This is a genomic window from Roseovarius nitratireducens, assembly GCF_002925845.1.
GTDB classification, from domain to species: Bacteria; Pseudomonadota; Alphaproteobacteria; order Rhodobacterales; family Rhodobacteraceae; genus Roseovarius; species Roseovarius nitratireducens.
On the sequence record NZ_PDNI01000058.1, the window covers coordinates 185,758 to 211,816 of the forward strand.

25 protein-coding genes are annotated in these 26,059 nt (G+C 68.2%); 9 read left to right on the forward strand and 16 right to left on the reverse strand.

Annotated elements, in window-relative coordinates; all coding sequences use genetic code 11:
• Positions 1-78: 78 nt before the first annotated feature.
• The 4 genes from purQ (at position 79) to CRJ03_RS10950 (ending at position 6,960) form a co-directional block, all read left to right on the forward strand.
• Positions 79-747, forward strand: a complete 669-nt coding sequence (gene purQ / locus CRJ03_RS10935) for a phosphoribosylformylglycinamidine synthase subunit PurQ (protein WP_104018899.1) — start codon at positions 79-81, stop codon at positions 745-747.
• Between the two features lie 38 nt (positions 748-785).
• Positions 786-2,546: a sensor histidine kinase gene (locus tag CRJ03_RS10940; protein WP_104018900.1), complete on the forward strand. Its 1,761-nt coding sequence runs from the start codon at positions 786-788 to the stop codon at positions 2,544-2,546.
• 7 nt (positions 2,547-2,553) lie between these two features.
• Positions 2,554-3,891, forward strand: a complete 1,338-nt coding sequence (locus CRJ03_RS10945) for a sigma-54-dependent transcriptional regulator (protein WP_104018901.1) — start codon at positions 2,554-2,556, stop codon at positions 3,889-3,891.
• Positions 3,892-4,290: 399 nt separating this feature from the next.
• The gene (locus CRJ03_RS10950; RefSeq protein WP_104018902.1) at positions 4,291-6,960 is read left to right on the forward strand and encodes an Rne/Rng family ribonuclease; all 2,670 of its coding nucleotides are present in this window, start codon (positions 4,291-4,293) and stop codon (positions 6,958-6,960) included.
• A 44-nt stretch (positions 6,961-7,004) separates the two neighbouring features.
• Here the strand turns inward: CRJ03_RS10950 and CRJ03_RS10955 are convergent, their stop codons facing one another.
• On the reverse strand, positions 7,005-7,235 hold the full coding sequence (locus CRJ03_RS10955; protein ID WP_104018903.1) for a sulfurtransferase TusA family protein: 231 nt from the start codon (positions 7,233-7,235) through the stop codon (positions 7,005-7,007).
• A 92-nt stretch (positions 7,236-7,327) separates the two neighbouring features.
• Between CRJ03_RS10955 and CRJ03_RS10960 the strand changes: the two genes are divergently transcribed.
• Complete coding sequence (locus CRJ03_RS10960) at positions 7,328-8,080, forward strand: cytochrome c biogenesis CcdA family protein (protein ID WP_104018904.1); 753 nt, start codon at positions 7,328-7,330, stop codon at positions 8,078-8,080.
• Between the two features lie 6 nt (positions 8,081-8,086).
• On the opposite strand, the gene dtd is transcribed toward CRJ03_RS10960, so the two are convergent.
• Positions 8,087-8,524: a D-aminoacyl-tRNA deacylase gene (gene dtd, locus CRJ03_RS10965; RefSeq protein WP_104018905.1), complete on the reverse strand. Its 438-nt coding sequence runs from the start codon at positions 8,522-8,524 to the stop codon at positions 8,087-8,089.
• A gap of 88 nt (positions 8,525-8,612) precedes the next feature.
• Here dtd and CRJ03_RS10970 point away from each other — a divergent pair, with 88 nt between their 5' ends.
• On the forward strand, positions 8,613-9,029 hold the full coding sequence (locus CRJ03_RS10970) for an Hsp20/alpha crystallin family protein (RefSeq protein WP_104018906.1): 417 nt from the start codon (positions 8,613-8,615) through the stop codon (positions 9,027-9,029).
• A gap of 53 nt (positions 9,030-9,082) precedes the next feature.
• Here CRJ03_RS10970 and pth read toward each other — a convergent pair whose 3' ends face one another.
• Positions 9,083-9,757 (reverse strand): aminoacyl-tRNA hydrolase, encoded by a 675-nt coding sequence (gene pth, locus CRJ03_RS10975; RefSeq protein WP_104018907.1) that lies wholly within the window; start codon positions 9,755-9,757, stop codon positions 9,083-9,085.
• Between the two features lie 74 nt (positions 9,758-9,831).
• Between pth and CRJ03_RS10980 the strand changes: the two genes are divergently transcribed.
• Positions 9,832-10,512 (forward strand): FkbM family methyltransferase, encoded by a 681-nt coding sequence (locus CRJ03_RS10980; RefSeq protein WP_104018908.1) that lies wholly within the window; start codon positions 9,832-9,834, stop codon positions 10,510-10,512.
• 292 nt (positions 10,513-10,804) lie between these two features.
• On the opposite strand, the gene CRJ03_RS10985 is transcribed toward CRJ03_RS10980, so the two are convergent.
• From CRJ03_RS10985 to CRJ03_RS11010, 6 genes are all read right to left on the reverse strand, one after another.
• Positions 10,805-12,229, reverse strand: coding sequence for a protein adenylyltransferase SelO (locus tag CRJ03_RS10985; protein WP_104018909.1), 1,425 nt, complete (start codon positions 12,227-12,229; stop codon positions 10,805-10,807).
• A gap of 369 nt (positions 12,230-12,598) precedes the next feature.
• Entirely contained in the window at positions 12,599-13,768 is a 1,170-nt protein-coding gene (locus CRJ03_RS10990; RefSeq protein WP_104018910.1) for a molybdopterin molybdotransferase MoeA, read from the reverse strand.
• Positions 13,765-14,241, reverse strand: coding sequence for a cyclic pyranopterin monophosphate synthase MoaC (moaC, locus tag CRJ03_RS10995; protein WP_104018911.1), 477 nt, complete (start codon positions 14,239-14,241; stop codon positions 13,765-13,767). The genes CRJ03_RS10990 and moaC overlap by 4 nt, the downstream gene beginning before the upstream one ends.
• Entirely contained in the window at positions 14,241-15,056 is an 816-nt protein-coding gene (trpC, locus tag CRJ03_RS11000) for an indole-3-glycerol phosphate synthase TrpC (RefSeq protein WP_104018912.1), read from the reverse strand. The genes moaC and trpC overlap by 1 nt, the downstream gene beginning before the upstream one ends.
• On the reverse strand, positions 15,053-16,072 hold the full coding sequence (gene trpD / locus CRJ03_RS11005; RefSeq protein WP_104018913.1) for an anthranilate phosphoribosyltransferase: 1,020 nt from the start codon (positions 16,070-16,072) through the stop codon (positions 15,053-15,055). Before trpD ends, trpC begins: the two co-directional genes overlap by 4 nt.
• Complete coding sequence (locus CRJ03_RS11010) at positions 16,069-16,650, reverse strand: anthranilate synthase component II (protein ID WP_104018914.1); 582 nt, start codon at positions 16,648-16,650, stop codon at positions 16,069-16,071. Before CRJ03_RS11010 ends, trpD begins: the two co-directional genes overlap by 4 nt.
• Positions 16,651-16,814: 164 nt before the next feature.
• On the opposite strand from CRJ03_RS11010, the gene CRJ03_RS11015 reads away from it, so the two are divergent.
• Positions 16,815-18,269: a divergent polysaccharide deacteylase family protein gene (locus CRJ03_RS11015; RefSeq protein ID WP_240611646.1), complete on the forward strand. Its 1,455-nt coding sequence runs from the start codon at positions 16,815-16,817 to the stop codon at positions 18,267-18,269.
• Positions 18,270-18,272: 3 nt separating this feature from the next.
• On the opposite strand, the gene CRJ03_RS11020 is transcribed toward CRJ03_RS11015, so the two are convergent.
• The 7 genes from CRJ03_RS11020 to fabI form a co-directional block, all read right to left on the reverse strand.
• Complete coding sequence (locus CRJ03_RS11020) at positions 18,273-18,824, reverse strand: pseudouridine synthase (RefSeq protein WP_104018915.1); 552 nt, start codon at positions 18,822-18,824, stop codon at positions 18,273-18,275.
• Positions 18,825-18,863: 39 nt separating this feature from the next.
• Positions 18,864-19,484 carry a rhodanese-like domain-containing protein gene (locus tag CRJ03_RS11025; RefSeq protein ID WP_104018916.1) on the reverse strand — a complete coding sequence of 207 codons (621 nt, stop codon included), beginning with the start codon at positions 19,482-19,484 and terminating at the stop codon, positions 18,864-18,866.
• A 353-nt stretch (positions 19,485-19,837) separates the two neighbouring features.
• The gene (trpE, locus tag CRJ03_RS11030) at positions 19,838-21,349 is read right to left on the reverse strand and encodes an anthranilate synthase component I (protein ID WP_104018917.1); all 1,512 of its coding nucleotides are present in this window, start codon (positions 21,347-21,349) and stop codon (positions 19,838-19,840) included.
• Between the two features lie 12 nt (positions 21,350-21,361).
• Entirely contained in the window at positions 21,362-23,200 is a 1,839-nt protein-coding gene (locus CRJ03_RS11035; protein ID WP_104018918.1) for a peptidyl-prolyl cis-trans isomerase, read from the reverse strand.
• A gap of 81 nt (positions 23,201-23,281) precedes the next feature.
• Complete coding sequence (gpt, locus tag CRJ03_RS11040; protein WP_104018919.1) at positions 23,282-23,782, reverse strand: xanthine phosphoribosyltransferase; 501 nt, start codon at positions 23,780-23,782, stop codon at positions 23,282-23,284.
• Positions 23,783-23,787: 5 nt separating this feature from the next.
• A complete protein-coding gene (locus tag CRJ03_RS11045) occupies positions 23,788-24,393 on the reverse strand; it encodes a LysE family translocator (RefSeq protein ID WP_104018920.1) in 606 nt (201 codons plus the stop codon).
• A gap of 11 nt (positions 24,394-24,404) precedes the next feature.
• Positions 24,405-25,211 (reverse strand): enoyl-ACP reductase FabI, encoded by an 807-nt coding sequence (gene fabI, locus CRJ03_RS11050; RefSeq protein WP_104019184.1) that lies wholly within the window; start codon positions 25,209-25,211, stop codon positions 24,405-24,407.
• A 160-nt stretch (positions 25,212-25,371) separates the two neighbouring features.
• On the opposite strand from fabI, the gene pdxH reads away from it, so the two are divergent.
• Positions 25,372-25,974, forward strand: a complete 603-nt coding sequence (gene pdxH / locus CRJ03_RS11055) for a pyridoxamine 5'-phosphate oxidase (RefSeq protein WP_104018921.1) — start codon at positions 25,372-25,374, stop codon at positions 25,972-25,974.
• Positions 25,975-26,059 lie beyond the last annotated feature (85 nt).

Sequence of the window (26,059 nt, forward strand, 5' to 3'; positions counted from 1 at the left end):
CACCGTCACCCGCGCGATGGACAAGCCCGCCGCCGCGCGCTAGAGCGGCGGCACAGCATCCATGAGAGGGCTCTTGTCATGCACGCCGCCGTCATCGTCTTTCCCGGCTCCAACTGCGACCGCGATCTTGCCGTGGCTTTCGAGCGCGCGGGGGCGCGGGTCTCGATGGTCTGGCACAAGGACACGGCGCTGCCCGCAGGCGTCGATATCGTCGGCGTTCCGGGGGGCTTTTCCTACGGCGATTACCTGCGCTGCGGCGCGATCGCGGCCAATTCGCCGATCTGCCGCGCGGTGGTGGCCCATGCCGACCGGGGCGGGCATGTTCTCGGCATCTGCAACGGCTTTCAGATCCTGACCGAAACGGGCCTGCTGCCCGGCGCGCTGCTGCGCAACGCGGGGCTGAAATACATCTGCAAGCCGGTGGACCTGACGGTCGTCACAAACCAGAGCGTATTCACGCACGGGTACGACGCGGGCAGCATCATCACCGTGCCCGTGGCCCATCACGACGGCAATTACTTCGCCGACACGGCCACGCTCGACCGGCTCGAAGCCGAGGACCGCGTTGCCTTTCGCTACGCCGACAATCCCAACGGATCGGCCCGCGACATCGCCGGGATCCTGTCGGAAAACCGCCGCGTGCTGGGCATGATGCCCCACCCCGAGCGGATGGCCGAGCCCGCCCACGGCGGCAGCGACGGCGCGGCCATGTTCGCGGGGCTGATGGGGGCGCTCGCACCCGCGTGACGCTTGAGGGCTAGGCGCGTGCGCTCTAGACTTGGGCAATGACAACGTCCGACCGCCCCGATCCGACCCCGCGCCCGCGCACCATCCCGTGGCGTGCGCGGCTGGTGCTTGCGGGGCTGTTCCTGGTGGCGGTGGTGGTGGTGCTGACCACGCACCGGTTGCTCACCGACCGTTTCACCGAGAACACGCGCAACCGCGCCGAGCTGCGGCTGCTGCTCTACAGCGGCAACCTGCTGAGCGAGTTGCGCCAGAACGCCATCGTGCCGCAGCTTCTGGCCCGCGATCCCGAGCTGATCTCCGCGCTGGGTAGCCAGGACTACGCGCGATCCACACAGCGCCTCATCTCCTTTCTTGACGAGATTGGCGCCGCCTCGCTGACGCTTCTGGACAAGGACGGGCGCGTGGTGGCCGCAACCGAGCGCACCCGCCTCGGGACAAACCTGCGCCAGGCGCCTTATTTCGTTGACGCCATGCGCGCGCGCGACACCGTGTTCAAGGTGCTGCGGCAGGAGGCGGGACAGTTCAGTTTCTTCTATTCGCGGCGCATCGAGGGGTCGTCCGGCGTGCTTGGCGTGATCCTCGTCGAGGTGGACCTGCAGAAGTTCGAGAGCGCTTGGGCGGGCATTTCCGATGCGGTGATGGTCACTGACAGCGAGGGCGTGATCGTGCTCGCGACCGAACCGCGCTGGCGCGGGCTCACCGAGGCGGAGGCGCTTGCGCACGAACCTGCTGACAGCGCGATCGAACGCGCCATCGAGGCCACCGCCGACTGGACGGCACTGCCCGCCGACGCCTATCTGAGCGGGCAGGCGGTGATGCGCGTCGAGGGGCGGGTGGCTTTCCGCGGCTGGCGCATCGCGAGTTTCACAACCTATGCCACGGTGCGCGACAAGGTGAACGGCTACATCGCGCTCGAAATCATGGGATTCGCGATTCTCATGGCGCTGGCCTTCTATTATCTCAATCGTCGCGCCACCTCGCGGATGATGCTCTTCCAGCGCGAGTCGGCAGAGCTTCGCGCATTGAACGCCCGGCTTCAGCGGGAAATCGCCGAGCGCAGGCGCGTGCAGGAGACCCTCGCGCAGGCCGAACAGACGCTCCAGCAAAGCTCCAAGCTCGCGGTGCTGGGAGAGATGTCGGCGGCTGTCAGCCACGAACTCAACCAGCCGCTCGCAGCGATGAAAACCTACCTCGCGGGTGCGCGACTGCTCTCGCGCCGCAACCGCCCGGACGAGGCGCTCGTGTCGTTCCAGCGCATCGACGACCTGATCGAGCGGATGGGGGCGATCACACGTCAGCTCAAATCTTACGCGCGCCATTCCGGCGACAGCTTTGCCCCTGTCAATCTTGGCGATGCGCTGGCCTCGGCGCTGGCGATGATGGAGCCGCAACTGCGCAAGAGGAAGGTGCAGATCACCCGAACGTTGCCGTCGGAGCCGGTGATGGTGATGGGCGACCAGGTGCGCATCGAGCAAGTGATCGTCAACCTGCTGCGCAATGCGCTCGACGCCACCGAGAACACCGAGGACGCGGCCATCGACATCCTGCTCGTGGCGGGCGACACTGCGGTGCTGACCGTGCGCGACAATGGCGGCGGCATCGACGATCTCGAAAAGCTGTTCGAGCCGTTCTACACCACCAAGCTGCCCGGCGACGGGGTCGGGCTGGGCCTTGCCATTTCCTCTGGGATCGTCAACGACCTCGGAGGCCGCCTGACGGCACGCAATGCCGAGGGCGGGGGGGCTGTATTCGAGATGCAGCTTCCCATATTGCCCGAAGAGACCAGAGCCGCGGAGTGAAAGTGCCATGCCATCTGCCATGAAGATTGCCATCGTCGACGACGAACGTGACATGCGCCAGTCCATCAGCCAGTGGCTGGCGCTGTCGGGCTTCGATACGGAAACCTTCGCCAGCGCCGAGGACGCGCTCAAGCAACTCGGCCCGGACTATCCCGGCATCGTGGTGACCGATATCCGGATGCCGGGCATGGACGGGATGCAATTTCTGCGCCGCCTCATGGGCAGCGACTCGACCCTGCCGGTGATCATGATCACCGGCCACGGCGACGTGCCGATGGCGGTCGAGGCGATGCGCCTAGGTGCCTTTGATTTCCTGGAAAAACCGTTCAACCCCGACCGCATGACCGAACTCGCCAAGAAAGCCTCGCAGAAACGCCGTCTCGTTCTCGACGCGCGGTCGCTGCGGCGTGACCTGTCGGACGGCAGCACGCTGATGAAGAAGCTCATCGGCACCTCGCCGGCGATGGAGCGGCTGCGCGAGGATATCCTCGATCTCGGGCAGGCCGACGGCCATGTCCTGATCGAGGGCGAGACCGGCACCGGCAAGACGCTGGTGGCGCACGCGCTCCACGCCGCCGGAAACCGCGCGGGGCGCAATTTCGTCACGCTCTCCTGCGCCGCCTTCGAGGAAGATGCGCTCGCGCGGCGCCTGTTCGGCCCGGTCGAGTCCTGCGACAACCGCTTGCCCGCTGTCGAGGAGGCGCGCGGCGGCACCCTCGTGCTCGAGGATGTCGAGGCGCTGTCCGACACGGTACAGGCGCGGATGCTGACCGCTCTCAACGAGGAGGGCACCCCGCCCGAAACCCGCATCGTCGCCATCTCCAACATGCAGGACGAGGGGCGCACCTGCGAGGATGCGCTGCGCCCCGATCTGTTCTACCGGCTGGCCAGCCTGCGGTTGACGGTGCCGCCGCTGCGCGCGCGCGGCGAGGATATCCTGACGCTGTTCATCCGCTTCGTCGAACAGTTCGCCGAGGATTACGGCTGCGACGCCCCGCAGGTCAGCGCGCAGGAAGCCACGCAACTCCTGCAGGCGCCGTGGCCCGGCAACGTGCGCCAGCTCTTCAATATCGCCGAGCGCGCCGTGCTCCAGGCGCGGCGCGGCACAGGTACGCTCACGTCGCTTCTGATGTCCGATCACGAGGACATGCAGCCGGTGATGACGACCGAGGGCAAGCCGCTCAAGGAATATGTCGAGGCGTTCGAGCGGATGCTCATCGACAACACCATGCGCCGCCACAAGGGCTCGGTGCAGGCGGTGATGGACGAGCTGTGCCTGCCGCGCCGTACCCTCAACGAAAAGATGGCAAAATATGCGCTCAGCCGCGCCGATTACCTCGGCTGAGGGCGCGCACGCATTTTGGCCATTGTGTTTTCACCGCCGGTGGCTTTACTGTGACATGAGGCGATCCCGGTGCGATACCCCGGGTTTTGCCACGAGATTCGCTGTTTCAGGTATCCGTTGGATCGCAATCCCTGCGGCTGAACAGACCGATTGGCCCCCCGCGTGGGGACCGCACGCTCGCCCGTTGCCGTGCCGAATGGCCCGACAGGGCGCTGAATTGGCCCCCGCAGAGGGGTCGGAGTGAAGAACCGCGATGACGCGCGCAACAGGCAAGACACCGATATCGGCAGCGCCCGGCGCCTGCGGCGCTTTTGCGCCCGTCCTCGCCCCTGACAGACACAGACCGCAAGGCGCCGCGCCCCCCGGGCCGGTCGCCACGCGGTCGTGCATACGGAACACATGGCCAAGAAAATGCTTATTGATGCCACCCACGCGGAGGAAACCCGCGTCGTGGTGGTCGACGGAAACAAGGTCGAGGAATTCGATTTTGAGTCTGAAAACAAACGTCAGCTAGCCGGAAACATCTATCTCGCCAAGGTCACGCGCGTGGAGCCTTCGCTCCAGGCGGCCTTTGTCGAGTATGGCGGCAACCGGCACGGCTTTCTCGCCTTTTCGGAAATCCACCCGGATTATTACCAGATCCCGGTGGCCGACCGAGAGGCGCTGATGGCCGAGGAAGAGGCGCTCGCCCAGGCCCAGCAGGATGAAGAGGAAAAGCCCAAGCGCGCCTCCCGCTCCCGCTCGCGGTCGCGCCCCAGGGCCAAGACGGAAAAGACTGCGTCGGACGACGCGGTGACCAGCGCCGACATTTCCGGTATGGAAACCATCGACCTCGGCGATGACGAGGACGAAGGCAGTTCGCCGATGGAGCGTGTCGCCGAAACCCCGGTCGAGGAACCGGACGCGGAGCGGGCCGCGAACACCGCCAAAGGCGAGGACAACGAGACCGCGCCCGAGACGGAGGAGGACGCGCCCGACGCGCGTGACACGCGCGACCACTCCACCAACGATGACAGCATCGAATCGGTCGCCGACGAGGATGACAGCGAAGACATCCGCCCCGCGCGCAAGCCGCGCCCGCGCCGCTACAAGATCCAGGAGGTCATCAAGGTCCGCCAGATCATGCTGGTGCAGGTGGTCAAGGAAGAGCGCGGCAACAAGGGCGCCGCGCTGACCACTTACCTCAGCCTCGCCGGGCGTTACTGCGTGCTGATGCCCAACACCGCGCGCGGTGGCGGCATCAGCCGCAAGATCACGCTCGCCGCCGACCGCAAGAAGCTCAAGGAAATCGCCGCCGAGATCGACGTGCCCAAGGGCGCGGGCCTCATCATTCGCACGGCAGGGGCCAAGCGCACCAAGGCCGAGATCAAGCGCGATTACGAGTATCTCCAGCGCCTGTGGGAGCAGATCCGCGAACTGACGCTGCGCTCCATCGCGCCGACCAAGATCTACGAGGAGGGCGACCTCATCAAACGCTCGATCCGCGACCTCTACAACCGCGAGATCGACGAGGTTCTGGTGGAGGGCGAGCGCGGCTACCGCATCGCCAAGGACTTCATGAAGATGATCATGCCGTCCCACGCCAAGAACGTGAAGCACTACACCGATGCGATGCCGCTCTTCGCGCGCCACCAGGTCGAGAGCTATCTCGCCGGCATGTTCAACCCGGCGGTGCAACTGCCCTCGGGCGGCTATATCGTGATCGGCGTGACCGAGGCGCTCGTCGCCATCGACGTGAACTCGGGGCGCGCCACCAAGAAGGGCTCGATCGAGGAAACCGCGCTCCAGACCAATCTCGAGGCCGCCGACGAGGTTGCCCGCCAGTTGCGCCTGCGCGACCTCGCCGGGCTCATCGTCATCGACTTCATCGACATGGACGAGCGCAAGAACAACGCGGCGGTGGAAAAGCGCTTCAAGGACAAGCTCAAGACCGACCGCGCGCGCATCCAGGTGGGGCGCATCTCGGGCTTCGGCCTGCTGGAGATGAGCCGTCAGCGCCTGCGCCCCGGCATGCTCGAGGCCAGCACGCAACCCTGCCCGCATTGCCACGGCACCGGCCTGATCCGGTCGGATGACAGCATGTCGCTGTCGATCCTGCGCCAGATCGAGGAGGAGGGCGTGCGCCGCCGCTCTCGCGAGGTGCTCGTGCGCGCACCGGTGGGTATCGCCAACTTCCTCATCAACCACAAGCGCGAGCACGTTGCCGGGATCGAGGCGCGCTATGGCCTGTCGGTGCGTATCGAGGGTGACCCGTCGCTGGTCAGCCCCGATTTCACGCTCGAGAAGCTCAAGACCGCCACCCGCACCGTGCGCGAGCCGGACACGGCCTTCGTGTCCGCGGGCGCGGCGCTGATGGACGCCATCGACGACGAGGTAGAGGCTCCTGCCGAGGCTGAGGCCGAGGTCGAGGCCGAGAGCACGCCGCCCGACACCGAGGAAACCGAGAAGCCCAAGAAGAAGCGCCGTCGCTCGCGCAGCCGCAAGCGCAAGCCGCGTTCCGGCGACGGGCAGGGCGAAGGGCAGGGTGACAACGGTGCCCCGCAGAACGCGGCGGAGGCCGATACGGCCGACGCACAGGCCGAAACGCAGGCCGACACGCAGGCAGAAACCCCGGCGCAGCCCGCCGAGGAAACCGACGCGCCGGTGGCCGAAAAGCCCAAGAGACGCCGGGCGCCCCGCAAGAAACCCGCGCCGGAACCCGCTGCCGCCGAGGAAAGTGCCGACGCGGACGCACCGCAGCCCGAGCCCGAGGCCAAGCCGAAGCGGCGGACCGTGTCGCGCCGCAAGAAGGCCGACGCACCCGCGCCGGAGCCTGCCGCCGAGGAACCCGCACCGGTCGCGGAGCGGACCGGGTCCAAACCCGCGCCCGAACCAGAGCCCGTGGCGGAGCAACCTGCGCCGGAGCCCGTGGCGGAGCAACCTGCGCCGGAGCCCGTGGCCGAGCAACCTGCGCCGGAACCGGAACCCGTGTCCGAACAGCCTGCGCCCGAATCGGAACCCGCCTCCGAGCAATCGGAGACCGAGGAACAGCCCCGGCCCAAACGCCGCGGCTGGTGGTCCTTCGGCTGATATCCCTCACGCGCCCCGGCCCGGTGCCGGGGCGCGTGGACCGTTCAGCCGGATTTTCTGATGAAATAGGTCTGCACGCCGCCCGCCTCTTCGGTCGAGATCAGTTCGTGCCCGCTCTCGGTGCAGAAATGCGGCACGTCCACGATCGCTGCCGGATCGTCGGCCTGCACCGCGATCACGTCGCCCGCAGTCAGCGATTTCAGCCGCTTGCGCAGCTTCAGCACGGGGAGCGGGCAGAGCAGCCCGCGCGCGTCGAGGGTGTGATCCGGCATCATGCCCCGCAGATAGCCGCGCTGTTACAGCCTGTCCACAAGGATGTGACAGACTGCCTGATGACGCGGGCGTTGCGACCGGCTATGTGGGGGTCATGTTCGGAATCGAGATCATCGACGCGGCGCTTCTGCCCGCAATGTTCGTGGCGCTTCTGGCGGGGCTCGTCTCGTTCCTCAGCCCCTGCGTGTTGCCCATCGTGCCGCCCTATCTCGCCTACATGAGCGGGGTGAGCCTCAACGAGTTGTCGCAAGAGGGCCACGCGCGCGCGCGCGCCGTGGTGCCCGCGCTGTTCTTCGTGCTGGGGCTCTCGACGGTTTTCCTGTTCCTGGGTTTCACCGCCTCTGCATTGGGGCGGGCGTTCCTGCAATACCAGGACTGGTTCAATATCATCGCCGGGGTTCTGGTGATGGGGTTCGGCGCGCATTTCGTGGGCGTTTACCGCATCGGTTTTCTCGACCGCGAGGCGCGGATCGACGCAGGCGACCGGGGCGGCTCGTCGCTGGGGGCCTATGTGCTGGGGCTGGCCTTCGCCTTTGGCTGGACACCCTGCATCGGCCCGCAACTGGGCGCGATCCTGTCGCTCGCCGCCTCCGAGGCCAACGTGGCCCGCGGCACCACGCTGCTCGCGGTTTATGCCATGGGCCTCGGCGTGCCGTTCCTGCTGGTCGCGGCCTTCCTGCCGCGGCTCACCGGGCTGATGGGGTGGATGAAGCGCCACATGGCGCAGATCGAGCGCGTCATGGGCCTGCTCCTGTGGACCATCGGCCTCCTGATGCTCACCGGCGGGTTCTCGGATTTCTCCTACTGGCTGCTGGAGGTATTCCCGTCGCTCGCCCTTCTGGGCTGACTGGCTTCAGCTCTCCATCCAGATCGTGACGGGACCGTCATTGACGAGGCTCACCCGCATGTCGCCCGCGAATTGACCGGTCTCCACCGGCACGCCGAGCGCCGCGAGGGACGCCGCGAAATGTTCGTAAAGGCGGCGGCCCTCCTCGGGCGGGGCGGCTGCGGAAAAGCCGGGCCGGTTCCCGCGCGAGGTATCGGCGGCCAGCGTGAACTGGCTGACCACCAGTGCGCTGCCCCCCACATCCGCAACCGAGCGGTTCATCCGTCCCTCACCGTCGCGAAAGATGCGCAGCTTGACGACCTTGCCCGCCAGCCGTTCGGCGGCGGCTTCGTCATCGCCCTGCATGGCGCAGACGAGGATCAGGAGCCCCCCGTCACAGCGCCCGATCACCGCGTTCTCGACGGTCACTTCCGCCTCGCTCACCCGTTGCAACAGCGCGCGCATTGCCCTCTCCCGACTTGAGGCGGATCAAGGAAATTCCCATCTCCGCAGTGTAATTTCATGACACTGCAACGCAAAGGAGGATGCTGCAATGGTCGAGAAATCCCATGTCGCTGGCTTTTGGCCCCAGCTTTATGAGCCGCTGCGAAATTTCGGGGCGCGCGTGGCCGATTGGCTCGCCCCGGCCTCGGATGCCTCCTCGAACGAGGACGCCTATCGCATCACGATGGAACTGCCCGGCGTCGAGGAAAAGGATATCGAGCTGTCGGTGCATGACGGCGCGGTGACCGTCACCGGCGAGAAATCCGCCACCCGCGAGGAGAAGGGCGAGACGTGGTTCTTCTCGGAGCGGCAATATGGCCGCTTCAGCCGGTCGTTCCGGCTGCCGCCCGATGCCGATGGCGACAAGGTGGAGGCGGATCTCAAGGATGGCGTGCTCAGCGTCACCATTCCGCGCCGCGATGAGGCCCCGGCAGAGGGCCGCAGGGTCGAGATCCGGCGCGGCTGATCCTTGCGAAATCCGGGTTCGCCGCAGCGCGCATCGACCCGGGGGGCCGCGGCTTAGCGGAACCTGTCGACCAGCTTCTGCAGCGGGCTGCGGTCATCCTCGGGCGGCTCTTCCGGCTCTTTCTGGGTCGGCGGGGCGGCGGCCTTGGCAGCGGGGCGTGCCGGTGCCATGCGCTGCGCCACGGCGTTCTGGAACCGGTCGGGCTTGCCCTGCGCGAGCCACGGCGCGCCATCGCTGATGCCGCGCATCAGGTCGTCGAGCCAACCGGCATCCGCCTTGGCGAAATCCTGCAAAACGTAGCCGCTCACCCGGTCCTTGTGGCCGGGATGGCCGATGCCGAGCCGCACGCGCGCATACTCGGCCCCGAGATGCGCGTGGATCGAGCGTAGGCCGTTATGACCTGCATGTCCGCCGCCGCGCTTGACGCGCAGCTTGCCGGGCGCAAGGTCCAGCTCGTCGTGGAACACCACCACATCCTCGGGGCCCAGCTTGTAGAACCGCGCGGCCTCGGCCACCGACTCGCCCGAGAGGTTCATGAACGTCTCGGGCTTGAGCAGCAGAACCTTCTCGCCGCCCAGCACGCCCTCGGCCACGCGGCCCCGGAACTTCGCCCGCCACGGCCCGAAGCCGTGATCTGCGGCGATGGCGTCCACCGCCATGAAGCCGATATTGTGGCGGTTGCGCGCGTATTTCGCGCCCGGATTGCCAAGGCCCACAAAGAGCTGCATTGCCGTTGCTCCCGTTCTCAGGTGAGGGTGGTGTAGGGTGAGCACGCGGCGGAATCAACGGCAAGGGGCAGGGCATGGCGGAATTCGAGATCGAGGGCCTGCGGCTTGAGGTGCCCGACAGCCATCTCAACGATCGCATCGCGGCCAAGCTCGCCTCGGGTGGCTACGAGGGACACGAGGCGCGCGCGGCGCTGATGCGGCTGCGCGCCGGGCAGCGGGTGCTGGAGCTGGGATCGGGGATCGGCTACATCGCCTGCCTCTGCGCGCGGGTGGCCGGGGCGCAGAACGTCACCACGGTCGAGGCCAACCCCGATCTGCTGCCGGTGATCGCGGGCAATCTCGCGCGCAACGGGGTCGACGCGGTCACGGTGCTGCACGGTGCTGTGGGCGGTATGGACGGGGGGGCGGCACCTCTCGCGTTCGATGCCGCGCGCAGTTTCTGGGCGGGGCATATCGCTGACGAGACAAGCGCCGCCGAGCGCCTGGTCGAGGTGCCGCATCTGGGGCTGCGTGACCTGATGGCGCGCGTGCGCCCCGGTCTCGTCATCATGGATATCGAGGGGGCCGAGGCGCATCTGTTCGACGCACCCTGGCCCGCGCATGTGCGCGGCGTGATGATGGAGCTGCATCCCGGGCGCTACCCCGACACGGTGATCCAGCGCATCGTTGATTGCATGTCCGCCTCGGGCCTGACCTATGATCCCGGGCCCTCGCGCGGGCGCATCCTGTGCTTTCGCCGGGTGCGGGGGCGGTAGGGGCGTATCCGCGGACATCCGGTTTACTGGGCGTGAATGGCCTGGAGCGGACCCTCACAGCTTGGTGCCAATGCGCGGAATCGAGGCGTGCTTGCACGCCGCCGCGCATCGCCGGGCCGCACCCACGGCACGGCGATATGGCATCAACCTGCGCGCCGCTCGGGCCTTTCTCGGATTTGGCTGCCATAAAGCACGGCAGAACCACCGTTGGATCGCCGCGCCGCGGCCCGTCGATGCGCGGCTAATGCGAACGACCGCAACAGGCCATGACCACCTCGAAGACCTACGCCGCTCACGTCCCGCAGAACGTGGCGTGCACCACCTCCGACGCCGCCGGTGGGCGCCGCAGATCGGCGGCGTCGGGCTGGTCGTCATAGGGGTGTGACAGCACGCCCATAAGCCGTTCAAATGGTTTGAAATCGCCCCCGACCGCCGCCTCGATCATCTGCTCCACGCGGTGGTTGCGGGGGATGAAAGCGGGGTTGGCGGCGCGCATCACCGCCTCCGGGTCGGCCTCGCGGGCCAGCCGCGCGCGCCAGCGCGCCTCCCACGCATCGAAGGCCGCCGGGTCGAGGAACTGGTCGCGCGCGCCACCCTCGATCAGCGCGCGGAATGTGTTGGTGAAATCGGCCCGCCCCTCGGCCATCCGTGCGAGCAGGTCGCCCGCGAGCGCGGCATCCTCCTCCCCTGCCTCGGCGATGCCGATCTTGGCGGCAAACACGCGCCGCCACTCGGCCTCGATCCGCTCGGGCATGGCATGTACCAGCACGGTGAATTCCTCGATGGCCGCGTCCTGATCGGGCATGAGCGGCACCAGCGCGGTGGCGAACTGCGCCATGTTCCACACGATCACATGCGCCTGGTTGTCATAGGCATAGCGGCCATGCGCGTCGATCGAGCTGTAGACCGTCTGCGGGTGGTAGGTATCCATGAAGGCGCAGGGGCCGTAATCTATCGTCTCGCCGGAAATCGACGTGTTGTCGGTGTTCATCACCCCGTGGATGAAGCCGATGGACAGCCACTGCGCCACCAGCCGCGCCTGCCGCCGGATGACCTCGGCCAGCAGATGCGCGGGGCTTTCGACCTGCGGGCAGTGCCGCGCCACGGTATAGTCGTAGAGCGCGCGCAGCCCCTCCGCATCGCGCCGCGCGGCGAAATACTGGAAGGTGCCCACGCGGATGTGGCTCGACGCCACGCGGGTCAGCACCGCGCCGGGCATGGCACCGGGATCGCGATAGATCCGCTCGCCCGTCTCAACGGCGGCGAGCGCGCGGGTGGTTGGAATGCCCAGTGCGTGCATTGCCTCGGACACCACGTATTCGCGCAGCACCGGGCCGAGCCAGGCGCGCCCGTCGCCCATGCGCGAATAGGGCGTGGGGCCGGACCCTTTGAGCTGAATGTCGCGGCGTTGCCCGTGACTGTCCACCACCTCGCCCAGCAACAGCGCGCGTCCGTCACCAAGCTGCGGCGAGAAGCCACCAAACTGGTGTCCGGCATAGACCTGCGCCAGCGGCGTGGCCCCCTCGGGCGCCTCGTTGCCCGCGAAGATGCGCGCGAGGGTCTCCCTGTCGCTGCCGCCTTCGATGCCAAGCTCTGCGGCCAGTGGCGCGTTCCACGCAATGAGGCGGGGCTCACGCACCGGCACCGCGTTCTGGCGCGTGTAAAAGCGGGGCGGAAGCTGCGCGTAGCTGTTGTCAAACGGAAGCACGAGGGTCATGCGCGGCCTTTCGCGGGTGGTGAGGGCGTCTCTTCGATAGGTAATCGCCCTGCCCGGGAGCGCAAGGCTTGCGTTGGCGGCGGTGATGCTGTGCCCGGGTGGCGCCCCGTCCAGGACCGGTGCGCCGGTGAGGTGACTGGCCTGGAGCTGCCGTTGCAGTGAGCCGCGCCGTCGCATGTCCGCGGGCAGGCGATCCAACGGTTCTTCAGGGCACTTTATTTCTGCTTTCCCGAAAAACATGCAATCGGCGCGCTAGCTTAGCCAAATCGCCTGTCCGGGGGGCGGACANGCGATGGCGCGGCGGCCTTCGGCCTTGATTCCGCGCCGGGACCAGACGGCAACGTCCCCTCCAGGCCAGAATCCGCCACCTCAGAGCGGCAGATACGCCACCAATTCGCCAACCTGCCGCTCGGGGTCATGCGGCGGGCGCACCAGCAGCGCATCGGAATGGGCGAGGATACTCAGAAGTGAGCTGTCCTGCCGGTCCTCCGCCGCGATCCCGTCCTCCGACAGCCGCGCGCGCATGTAGTGCTCGCGCGGGCCGTTGGCGGGCAGGGGGGCTGCGAGTGGCGCCGTGCGGCGTGGGGCGGGGGCCGTGCCCAACCCCAGCATCGCGTCGATCATCGGTGCCACGAAGACATGCCCGCAGACCATCGCCGAGACCGGGTTGCCCGGCAGCCCGACCATCGCCGCCGCGCCCATGCGCCCCGCCATCAGCGGCTTGCCCGGACGCATCGCGACCTTGTAGAACGCGCGCTCGATCCCCAGTTCCGGCCCGAGCCGCGCGACGAGGTCGTGATCGCCCACCGACGCGCCGCCGATGGTCAGCATCAGATCACAGCCCTCTGCCAGCCCCAGCACCGTCTCCAGCGAGGCGCGCGTGTCGCGCGCGATCGGCAAGAGCCGCGCCCTTGCCCCGCGCGCCTCGAGCATGGCCTTGAGGCCAAAGGCGTTGGAGGCGATGATCTGGTCGGGGCCGGGGTTCTCGCCGGGCATGACCAGCTCGTCCCCGGTGGCGATGAGCGCCACGTCGGGGCTGCGGCGCACCGGGACGGACGCCACGTTCATCGACGCCAGCAGCGCGAGGTCGGCGGGGCGCAGGCGGCGCGGGGCGCACATTGCCTGCCCGGCACGGAAATCGCAGCCGGCGGCGCGGATGTTGTCACCCGCGCCGATGCCCTCGCCCAGCGTGATGGCCGCACCCTCGCGCGTCACGTCCTCCTGCATGATCACGCGCGTCGCGCCCTCGGGCACTGGCGCGCCGGTGAAGATGCGCACCGCCTCGCCCGTCCCCACCGTGGCGCCAAAACCGTGCCCCGCCGCCGCCTCGCCGATCACGCTCAGCACCGCGCCGGGGGCAGGGGTCTCGGCGATCGCATAGCCATCCATCGCCGAGGCGGAAAAGGGCGGCTGATCGCGGCTCGCCGCCACGTCGCGGGCGAGGATGCGCCCCGCCGCTTCCGCAAGCGGCACCTCCTCGACATCGAGAGGTGAGATCAGCGTGAAAAGCCGGTCGAGGGCCTCTGATACGGAGATCATGTCGCCTCGTAACGCCCCGATTTGCCGCCATCCTTGAGAACCACCCGGATGCCGCCGATCTCCATCGCGCGATCCACCGCCTTGGCCATGTCATAGACCGTGAGCGCCGCCACCGAAACGGCGGTCAGCGCCTCCATCTCGACGCCGGTCTGCCCGGTGGTCTTGACCGTGCCCTCGATCCGTATGCCCGGCAGGTCCGGGTCGAGGGTCAGGTCCACCGCCACGCGGGTCACCGGCAGCGGGTGGCAGAGCGGGATCAGGTCGGGCGTCTTCTTTGCGCCCATGATCCCCGCCAGCCGCGCCACCGACAGCACGTCGCCCTTTTTCGCCCGCCCTTCGGCAATGAGATCAAAGGTTTGCGGGGCCATCCTGATGTGCCCCTCGGCCACGGCCACCCGCGCGGTCACGTCCTTGTCCGACACGTCCACCATATGCGCCGCGCCGCGCTCGTCGAAATGGGTGAGCCCGGCCATCAGAAACCCCCGGCGGTGAGCGGATTGGCCAGCAGCGTGCGGGTGGCGGCGGCCACGTCATCCGAGCGCATCAGCACCTCGCCGATGAGAAAGGCGCGCGCGCCGTAGCGGGCCATCTCGGCGAGGTCGTCGGGCGTGGCCAGCCCGCTCTCGCTGACGATCATGCACTCGGGCGGTACGAATTTCGACAGCTTGCGTGTGGTGTCGAGACTGGTCTCGAAACTGTGCAGGTTGCGGTTGTTGATGCCGATCATGCGCGAGGCGAGCGCGCCCGCGCGGTCCAGCTCTTCGCGGTCGTGCACCTCGATGAGGGCGTCCATCCCCCATTCGGTCGCGGCCGCCTCGAGCTCGATCGCCTGCGCGTCTGACACGCTCGCCATGATGATGAGGATGCAATCGGCGCCCCACGCCCGCGCCTCGGCCACCTGGTAGGGGTCGTACATGAAATCCTTGCGCAGCACCGGCAACTCGCACGCCTCGCGGGCTGCGCGCAGATACTTCGGCGCGCCCTGGAAACTCGGCCCATCGGTCAGCACCGACAGGCACGCCGCCCCGCCCTCGGCATAGGCTTCGGCCAGCGCGGCGGGATCGAAATCGGCGCGTATGAGGCCCTTGGAGGGGCTCGCCTTCTTGATCTCGGCGATCAGGCCATAGCCGGTCTTGGACGCCTGCAACACGGCTTCGCCAAACGGGCGCACCGGCGGCGCGGCGCGGGCATCGACCTCGATCTCGTCGAGGGGGCGCTCGGCCTTGGCGGCGGCGATCTCCTCGAGCTTGTAGGCCTTGATCTTTTCGAGAATCGTGGGGGTGGTCATTGGGCCTCCGATGTAGCTTTGGCGAGCGCGGCGAGCCGCATCCGCGCGGCGCCCGAATCGATGCTCTCGGCGGCCATCGTCACACCCTCGCGCAGATCATCCGTGCGCCCGGCGACGGTGAGCGCCGCGGCGGCGTTCAGAAGCACGGCGTCGCGATAGGCCCCCTTTGCCCCGTCGAGCAGCGCACCGAGCGCGCGGCCGTTTTCCTCGGGTGTGCCGCCGAGGATCGCCTCGAACGGGTGGACGGGCAGGCCGAAATCCTCGGGATGCAGCTCCGCCTCGCGGATGCTGCCATCCTCTTCCAGCGCGGCGAGCCAGGTGATGCCGGTGATGGTCATCTCGTCGGTGCCGTCGCTGCCATGCACCAGCCACGCGCGCTCGGACCCCAACTGCCCCAGCGTCTCGGCCATCGGGCGGATCAGATCGCGCGAGAACGCGCCGGTCAGCTGCCGCTTCACCCCAGCCGGGTTGGTCAGCGGCCCGAGGATATTGAAGATCGTGCGCGTGCCAAGCTCGGCGCGCACGGGGCCGACATGGGCCATTGCCGGGTGGTGCATCGGCGCCATCATGAAGGCGATACCCGCCTCCGCGAGCACCTTTTCCACCGCCTCGGCACCGATCATCACCTTCACGCCCAGCATCCCCAGCGCATCCGCCGCGCCCGATTTCGAGCTGAGATTGCGGTTGCCGTGCTTGGCCACAACCACGCCCGCCCCGGCCACGACGAGCGCCGTCGCGGTCGAGATGTTGAGCGTGCCCTTGCCGTCGCCGCCCGTGCCGACGATGTCCATCGCGCCCTCGGGCGCGCGCACCTTGTGACATTTCGCGCGCATCACGGCGGCGGCGGCGGCGTATTCGTCCACCGTCTCGCCGCGGGTGCGCAGCGCCATGAGAATGCCGCCGGTCTGCGCCGGTGTCGCCTCGCCCTCGAACAGGATGGTAAAGGCCGCCTCGGCCTCGCCGCGCGTGAGCGCCCGGTCGGCGGCGGCGGCGATGAGCGGGCGGATGTCGCTCATGCCGGCACCTGCATCATGTTGAGAAAATTGCGCAACAGCGCGTGGCCGTGCTGCGAGGCGATGGATTCGGGGTGGAACTGCACGCCGTGGATCGGGTGCGCGCGGTGACGCAGGCCCATGATCGTGCCGTCGGCCAGCTCGGCGGTGACCTCGAGGCAATCGGGCAGGCTGTCGCGCTCGACCACGAGCGAGTGATAGCGCGTCGCGTCAAAAGGCGAGGGCAGCCCCGCGAACACGCTTGTGCCGTTGTGCCGGATTTCACCCATCTTGCCATGCACGATATCGGAATGCCGGATGACGCGCCCGCCAAAGGCCTGCCCGATGGCCTGATGCCCGAGGCACACGCCGAGAAGCGGGATGTTCGCCTCTGCCGCCGCGCGCGTCAGGTCGAGGCAGATGCCCGCCTGATCCGGATCGCAGGGGCCGGGCGAGAGCAGGATGCCGGCGGGCCGGAGCGCCATCGCCTCGGCCACGTCCATCGCATCGTTGCGCACGACGCGCGTCTCGGCCCCCAGTTCGCCCACGTAATGCACGAGGTTGTAGGTGAAACTGTCGTAATTGTCGATCAAGAGCAGCATGGCGCCTGTCCTCTGGCAACGGGGCTGTTGGCCTTGGGGCCGGTCGCGGTATACTTGTTCAGGCTTGCGCCGGACCGTCAAGGGGCGCTAGGCCGGAAACAAGGGCAAACGGGCGGAAGAAACAAGGGGCGAGGGCGGCAATGCGCGGTGTTCTGGCGGGAATGATGACAGGCCTTGTCGTGTCTGGCCTTGTGCTTGGCACCGCGTCGGTGGTGGTCGATCTCGCCGACATGGCGGCGCTGCGCAAGCAGGCCCCCGATGCCGGTTCGGTCGAGGTGCCGCCGGGCTCGGGCTTCGACGCGGTGCGCGAGGATCGCGAGACGGCACTGCCGGAGGTCGGGGACGGCCCCGACCCCGCCGCCGCGCCGCGCGTGCCCGAACCTGCCCCCGACGACACGCGCGGCCTGAGCGGGGCCGATACCGCCCCGGCGCCGGCCACGGGCGACGCGACATCGCTCGGCGCGCCGCCTGCCGATGCGCCGGATACGGGCGGCGTCGCGGTCCAGAGCGACAGCCCGGTCCTGCCCAGCCCGCAGGCCCCGGCCCCCGTGCAACCCGAGGAGGAGACGCGGCTGTCGATCTCGACCGAACCGGCCCAGCCGCCAAGCCCCGACCCCGGCGAGAGCGATGCCGGGCTGGCAAGTCCCGACAATCAGCGGGCCCCGGCTAACGAGACCGGCGATGCGGGGGCGCAGGCCCCTGACGCGCAGGCGGACGACACGGCGCCTGCCGACGACAGCGTCGCCGCCATTCCCCCTGACGACGGCGCGCCCGAGACCGCCCCCACCCCGCGCCGGATCGTGCCAGAGAGCGGCGGCGCCCTCACCGGCGACCGCGCGGGGGACGTCACCACCGACCGTCTGCCGCGCATCGGCGAGACACCACCCGAAGAGGAAGCGTCCGCAGCCGAGCCAGAGCCAGAGACCGTCCCTGAGGCGCAGGGCGCGCTTGCCCGCAATGCCGTCGAGGCCGACGTGCCGCGTGACAAGCCGCTGATGGCCATCGTGCTGATCGACGAGGGGCAGGACGCGCTTGGTTTTGCAGCGCTCGAGGCGTTTCCCTACCCGCTGAGCATCGCCATCCCGGCCAGCCGCGCGGATGCGGCGCAGGCGGCTGCGCGCTATCGCGAGGCCGGGTTCGAGGTGCTGCTCGCCGCCGACCTCTCCGAGGGCGCGACCCCCGCCGATGTCGAAACCGCGATGTCCGCCTGGCTTGACCGCGTGCCGCAGGCGGTCGCGGTGATCGAGGGTGACGGCACCGGCCTTCAGACCTCGCGCGCGGCCAGCGCGCAGCTTGCCCCGATCCTGCTGGAGAGCGGCCACGGCCTCGTGATGCGGCCCAACGGGCTCGACACCGCGCGCAAGCTCATCGCGCGCGAGGGCGTGCCGGCGGCGACGCTGTTCCGCGATTTCGACGCAGAGGGACAGGATGCGGCCGCCGTGCGCCGCTTTCTCGACAACGCGGCGATGCGCGCCACGCAGCAGGATGAAGGCGTCATCATGGTCGGCCGGCTGCGCGCCGACACGATCAGCGCGCTCCTGCTCTGGGGCCTTCAGGATCGTGCGGCGAGCGTGGGCCTCGTGCCGGTCTCGGCGGTGCTGCGGCAGGGCGCGGAATAGCGGCTAGGCCCGCGTCTCGCGCCATTCGCCCGGGGCGAGGCCGTCAAGCGTCCATTCCCCCACCCGCCAGCGCACCAGCCGCAAGGTCGGGTGGCCGACATGGGCGGTCATCCGCCGCACCTGCCGGTTGCGTCCCTCGGTGATGGTGATTTCCAGCCAGCGATCGGGCACCGACTTGCGATAACGCACCGGCGGGGTGCGCGGCCACAGGTCCGGCGGGTCGATCTGGCGAACCTGCGCCGGGCGCGTCGGTCCGTCCTTGAGCACCACACCCCGCCGCAGCGCGTCAATAGCGTCCGCATCCGGCACCCCCTCTACCTGCACGAGATACGTTTTTTCCGCCTTGTAACGGGGGCTTGCGATGCGATCCTGAAGCTTTCCATCATCGGTCAGCAACAACAGCCCCTCGCTGTCGCGATCCAGCCGCCCGGCGGGATAGATGCCGGGCAGGTCGATGAAATCCGACAGCGTCGCACGGGGGCTGCCCTCGGTGCCCCGGTCGGTGAATTGCGACAGCACCCCGCAGGGCTTGTTGAACAGGACGAGGCGGGCCATCCCCGCCTCTTGCCCCACAGAGGCGCGCGCCACAAGCGCTCAGTTGGCGGGGCGCAGCCCCTCGCGGATCTTGTAGGTCCAGGGCAGGCCCGCGTTGCGCCAGCCGTTGACGGCGCGCACGCCGGCCTTGTTCTTGTCGCCCTCGAACCCGTCGACGACATTGTAGAGCGTCACGTCGACACCCGCCTCCACCAGCCTGCCGATGGCCGCCGCACTGCGCGAGCCCGAGCGGCACATCACCAGCAGCGTGTCGATGCCGCGGGCGGCGTCGCTGGCAAGCCAGGCTTTCATCTCGTCCACGAAGGTGGGGTTGTCGACCATTCCGTACTCGCCCTTGAGCGAGGTTTCCGCGAGGTTCGGATCGACGAATTTCGACGGGATATTGGCCGCCGCCTTCGTCGCGTACCCGATCAGCATGATCTCCGACGGCGTGCGCACGTCGATCAGCGCGACATTGTCCTGCGCCTCCAGCACCCGGCCCGCCTCGGCGGCGGTGATGTAGAGACCGGGGGCGGTGTGCTTGCTCTCCTTGAGGCTGTCGGCGGCGACGGGCTCCTGCAGGTCCAGCGGCGCCGCGGCGAGCCCGAGCGGGGCCAGCGAGAATCCGGCGAGCATGAGCGCCGCGGCGGCGCGGCGGCAGAGATGGGGAAGGGGGGTCATGGCGTGTCTCCTTATATATTCGATATTTAGAATATATTTTATCCGGCCAGCCCGCTGCCTTGACATGGATCAACCCGGTTCAAGGGGTGCGCGCGATGGCATCCGGCTGCGGTTGGCCTCCTGATGCCGTTCGCCTCCTGCCCCCGCGCGGGACAAGGCGTGCTTGCACGCCGCCGCGCGAGCGCCCGACCGCCCGGACGGGCGGGCGCTTTTGCAACGGCGCAAGCCGCTGCTAGCTAAGAAGTATCTTGCACCATAAACCGCGCAGCCCAATCGTCAGTGCGCCCACCCGCGGTCGGGCACTCGCGCGGCTCATCGCGTCATGCCAAACGTCCCCCCAGGCCCAACGCGCCTCAGCCGTTGCCCTCGCCCGAGAACCGCGCCGCGTCCGCCGCCGCGCGGCGGATGGCGTTGGATTTGTGGACCGTCTCCATGTACTCGGCCTCGGGGTCGCTGTCGAACACGACGCCGCCGCCTGCCTGTATATAGAGGTCGCGGTCCTTCACCACCGCCGTGCGCAGCGCGATGCACACATCCATGTCGCCGCCCGCGCTGAAATAGCCGACGCCGCCGCCATAGACACCGCGCTTTTCCGGCTCCAGCTCGTCGATGATTTCCATCGCGCGCACCTTGGGCGCCCCCGAGACGGTGCCGGCGGGCAGCCCCGCGAGCAGCGCCGAGAGCGCGTCCTCCCCCTCGGCCAGTTCTCCCACCACGTTCGAGACGATATGCATGACGTGGGAATACCGCTCGATGACGAATTTCTCGGTCGGCCGCACCGTGCCGATTTTCGACACACGCCCCGCGTCGTTACGGCCCAGGTCGAGCAGCATCAGATGCTCGGCCAGTTCCTTGCCGTCGGCCAGCAGATCGGCCTCGAGCGCGCGATCCTCCTCCGGCGTGGCGCCGCGCGGACGGGTGCCCGCGATCGGGCGGATCGTCACCTCGCCCTCCATCACCCGCACCAGGATCTCGGGGCTGGCACCGATCACCTGGAAACCGCCGAAATCGAAATGGAACATGAACGGCGACGGGTTGGTGCGCCTCAGCGAACGATAGAGCGCAAAGGGCGGCAAGGTGAACGGCTGCGTCCAGCGCTGTGACGGCACCACCTGGAAAATGTCGCCCGCGCGGATGTATTCCTTGGCCTTCTCGACCGCCGCCATATAGCCCGGCTTGGTGAAATTCGACACCGGCGCGGCATCCTCCTGCGCCTCGCCCAGCGTGCGGCTGGCTTGCGGCAGGTCGCGGTCGAGGTCGCGCACCGCGTCCATCACCCGCTCGGCGGCCTGGGCATAGGCCGCGCGCGCCGATTGACCGGCCTCTGCCCATGCAGGGGCCACGACGATCACCTCGCCCTTGACCCCGTCGAGCACCGCCACCACCGAGGGGCGCAGCATCACCGCGTCGGGCAGGCCCAGCGTGTCGGGCGGCGTGTCGGGCAGATGCTCGACCAGCCGGATCATGTCATACCCGAGGTAGCCAAACAGCCCCGCGCTCGCCGCCGGCAGGTCGTCGGGCAGGGCGATGCGGCTCTCGGCGATGAGCGTGCGAAGGTTGGAGAGCGGATCGCCCTCCTGCTCTTCAAAGGCGTCGGCGTCGAACCGGGCGGCGCGGTTGATACGGCTCGTGTTCCCGTGGCACTGCCAGATCACGTCGGGCTTCATGCCGATGATGGAATAGCGCCCGCGCACCTCGCCGCCGGTGACCGATTCCAGCAGAAAGGCGTCGCGCGCCGCCCCCGTCAGCTTGAGCATCAGCGACACCGGCGTGTCGAGATCGGCAGCAAGGCGCGTGTACACGATCTGGTTCTCGCCCGCCCCGTGGGCGCGGGCAAAGCTCTCGAAATCCGGTGTCAGGTTCACGTGCGCGCGCCCTCAGTTGAAATTGGCATGGACGGCGTTGATCGCCGCCTGGTCGAGATTGACGCCCGCGCGCTCTCGAATATCGTTGGCGAGAAGCTGGAACAGATCCAGCGCCCGCGCGCTCTCGATCTGCGTGCGCAGGCTCTCGGCGATGCGCGCAAGATCGGGGTCGTCTTCGGCGGGGGGGACGATCCCGTCGAGCCGCAGGATATGGATACGGCCCGCCCCCTCGATCACGCGCACCTCGCCTTGGGTCATGGAGAATACCGTCTCGATGAAATCCGGCGGTGCGTCGGCGCGGTAATCGCGCCGCGTGATGCCGTCGAGCTCGGTCGGCGATAGCCCCTGCGCGGCAAAGCTCTCGCCTCTGCGCAAGGCCTCGATGGCAGGCGCGGCCTGTTCCTTGAGCGCCGTGACCACCGCCTGTCGGCGCCAGCCCCGTTCTACCGCGTCGCGCACCTCTTCGAGCGGGCGGATGCGCGGCTCGCGGGTCCCGTCGAGGCGCAGCGCAAAGGCCCCGCCATCGCCCAGCGCCTCGATCTGCGGGTAGTCACCTTGCTGCACCTCGGTCGCTGCCGCGCGAAACGCCGGGTAACCCGCGATTCCCTCGGCAAGCTCCGGATGCCAGGCGACCTCGCCAAGCTCCATCTCGGTCTGCTGCGCCACTTCCTCCAGCGTCGCGCCCGCCGCGAGCATGTCGTCCGCGGTCTCCGACACGGTGTCGATCACCCGGCGCGCGCGGTCGGCGGCCAGCGTCTCGCGCAATTGCGGCACCGCCTCCTCGAACGGGGTGGTGCGCGCCGCGAGCACCGCGTTGACGCGAAACAGCGCCGGGCCCAGGTCGATCTCGACCGGGCCGGTCACCTCGCCCGCCGGCGTGTCGAACACCGCATCGGCGGCGGGGCCCAGGTCGGCGGCGCTCACGTCACCCAGATCGACATCGGCCATGTCGAGCCCGCGCTCCGTGACCAGCGTCTCGAAATCCTCGCCCGCCTCGATCCGGGCCATTGCATCGCGCGCGGCGGCCTCGTCGGAAAAGACCAGCCGCTCGACCAGCCGCCGCTCGGGCGTGTTGAACTCGGCCTCGCGCTCCTCGTAGGCGGCGCGCAGCGCGGCCTCGTCCACCTCGACCGTATCGACGAGCATTTCCGGCGTGACCCGCACATAGGTGATCTGCCGCGTCTCGGGCGTGGTGAATTCGGGCAGGTGGGACTGGTGGTAGGCGCGCAGATCCTCCTCGGTGGGCGCGGGCAGACCGGTCCGCAGATCGCCGCGGTCGAGTATCGCAAAGGCCAGGCTGCGCCGCTCGCCGAGATAGCTCAGCACCGTATCGACCTGGGCCTGGGGCGCCGACACCCCGGAGAGCGCCGCGTCCTGCACCAGTGATGCCGCCGTCTCGGCGCGGATGCTGGCCTCGAACTCAGCCTCGTTCAGCCCCGCCTGCTCCAGCGCGAAACGATAGGATTCGCGGTCGAACCCGCCACCCGCGCCCTGGAACGCCTGGATCGACACGATCTCGTCGCGCAGCGTCTCGTCGCCCACAGATATCCCGAGCACATGTGCCTCATGTTCGAGCGCGGCTTGCGAGACGAGGCGCGACAGCACCCGCCGATCGAGCCCCGCCGCCTCGGCCTCGGCCATGCTGATCGACTCGCCCCGCTCGGCGGCAAGCGCCTCGATCTCGTTACGCAGCGCGCGGGCGTAGGTCTGCACGTCGATCTCGGCGGTCCCGACCGAGCCGATGCTCTGCACCCGCCCGCCCAGATTGGTGATACCGAAACCGCCGAGCCCGATGATGAGAAGCCCCATGAGGATCCACATCGCACCCTTGGAAATGCTCTTGCCCGCCATCGTCACCCCTGCCGGTTTTCTCAGTCCGGACCTGTCTATGCGCTGCGCCGGGGCGGGGCAAGGGGCCGCGCCGGGCGCTGCTCAGGCCCCGCGATAGGGCTCGACATATTGCAGCGCCATGTCCCACGGAAAGAAGATCCAGGTATCCTGGCTCACCTCGGTGACAAAGGTGTGGACCTGCGCGCGCCCCAGCGGCTTGGCATAGACGGTGGCGACATGTGCGCGCGGCAGGTGCGCGCGGACCACCTCCAGTGTGCGGCCGGTATCGACCAGGTCATCGACGATCAGCACGCCCGCGCCGTCGCCCACCACGTCCGCGTCCGGCGACTTGATGACCACCGGCTCGGATTGGGTCTGGTGGTCGTAGGACTTGACGCTGATCGTGTCGACCACGCGGATGTCAAGCTCGCGCGCGACGATCATCGCCGGGGCCATGCCGCCGCGGGTGATCGCCACCACCGCGCGCCAGCCGCCCTCGGGCGCCTCGCCCTGCAACCGCCAGGCCAGCGCGCGCGCATCGCGGTGGAGCTGATCCCAGCTTACGTGAAAGCCCTTTTCATGCGGCAGACGGTTCGGGGTCATGGCAATCACCTGTCAGTCAAGAGTTTGAGGCCCAGCGCGCCAAGCATCACCGCCGCCGCGCGGTCGATCCACGGCTTGGCGCCGAGATAGACGCGCCGCGCGGGCGCCCCGCTCAGCAGCATGGCAAAGCCCGAATAGAATACCCATTCCACGGCCATGTGGTTGGCGGTGATGAGCGCGATTTCGGTGGCCGACAGGCCCTTGGGAAACACCACGATCAGCACCGAGGCCGCGAACAGCACCGATTTCGGATTGCCCAGGTTGATCAGCGCGCCATCGACAAATGCGCGCCCGCGCGGCTTGTGCGTGGCCTCTGCGACGGGGGCGCGCGCCGCCCGCCACGTCCTCCACGCGATGTAGATCAGATAGGCCGCGCCGCCCAGCCTGAGCGCGGTATACGCCCACGGAAACAGCGTGAAGAGGGCCTCCAGCCCCAGCAATGCCGCCAGTGTCCAGCCCGCAGCCACGAGCCCAAGCCCCATGCCCGCAGCGATCCCCGCGCCACGCCCGAAGGCCAGCGCCGTGCGCAGCGCGAACAGCAGCGCCGGGCCGGGGCTGAGGATCGCGGCGGCCAGCACCGCGTTGAAGGCGAGGAGATCGAGCGCGGTCACGGGACCTGCCCTCAGGTCGCGTCGATATCTGGGGCGTCGACGGCCTTCATGCCGACGACGTGATAGCCCGCGTCCACGTGCAGCGTCTCGCCGGTCACGCCCGAACCAAGATCGCTGAGCATGTAGAGCGCCGAGCGGCCCACGTCGTCGATCGTCACGTTACGCCGTAGCGGTGAATTGAGCTCGTTCCATTTCAGGATATAGCGGAAATCGCCGATGCCCGAGGCGGCCAGCGTGCGGATCGGCCCGGCGCTGATGGCATTGACGCGGATGCCGTCGCGGCCGAGGTCCTCGGCCATGTACTTGACCGATGCCTCCAGCGCCGCCTTGGCCACGCCCATGACGTTGTAATGCGGCATGACCTGCTCGGCACCGTAATAGGTCAGCGTCAGCGCCGATCCGCCCGCGCCCATCATCTTTTCCGCGCGCTGCATCACGGCGGTGAAAGAATAGACCGAGATATCCATCGTGCGCAGGAAATTGTCGCGGCTGGTATCGACGTAGCGGCCACGCAGCTCGTTCTTGTCGGAAAAGCCGATGGCATGAACGATGAAATCGAGCCCGTCCCAGCGCTGTCCGAGATCGGCGAAAAGCGCATCGACAGAGGCCATGTCGGCCACGTCGCAGGGCAGCACGATATCCGAGCCCAGCTCGGCGGCGAGCGGCCCGACCCGCTTTTTCAACGCTTCGCCCTGGTAGCTGAAGGCGAGATCGGCGCCGGCATCGGCGCATGCTTTGGCGATGCCCCACGCAATGGACTTGTCATTGGCAAGCCCCATGATAAGCCCGCGCTTGCCCGTCATCAGTGTGTTCGACATTCCCAGCCCCCGCCACATCGCTTTTGCCGACCTTTAGGCGATAGGGCAGGGTGCATCAAGCCCGCCCGCACGCTGCCGGGGCGGCCGGTGGGCGGAGATTGACGTTGACTTGGCGTCGCGTCACCCCAAACTCGCATGAAACGAAGGCTGGAGCAGAAGAATGGAACGAGAAGGAATATTCGCGGGCGATGACCCTTTTGTGATCGCGCGGCGTTGGCTGGACGAGGCCGGCGGGACCGAGATCAACGATCCCAACGCGATGTCGCTTGCCACGGCGGATGCGCAGGGCATGCCCAATGTGCGGATGGTCCTGCTCAAGGAGATCGCGGCGGACGGGTTCGTCTTCTACACCAATTACGGCTCGGCCAAGGGCCGCGAGCTTGACGCACGCCCGATGGCGGCAGGGGTGTTGCACTGGAAATCGCTGCGTCGGCAGCTTCGCTTTCGCGGCCATGTCACGCGCGAGGAGGGGCAGAAGGCGGATGCCTATTTCGCCTCCCGCTCGCTCAAGAGCCGGCTTGGCGCGTGGGCGTCCGAGCAGTCGCGACCGCTCGCCTCGCGCACCGCGCTGATGGCCGAGGTCGCCCGCGTGACGGCACAAAAGGGTACGCATCCGCCACGACCACCCTTTTGGGGAGGTTTCAAGATCACGCCGATTGAGATTGAATTCTGGGCGGACGGGGCGTTTCGCCTTCACGACCGGTTTGCGTGGCGTCGCAAGGCGGCTGGCGAGGCGTGGGAAATTCTGCGGCTCAACCCCTGAATTTCGCGTTTCGTGAAATGCAAGGGTTTGTGTTGCAAAGGGATTTTTGGGTTGCATACGGGTTCTAATATGACGCATCTGTGAA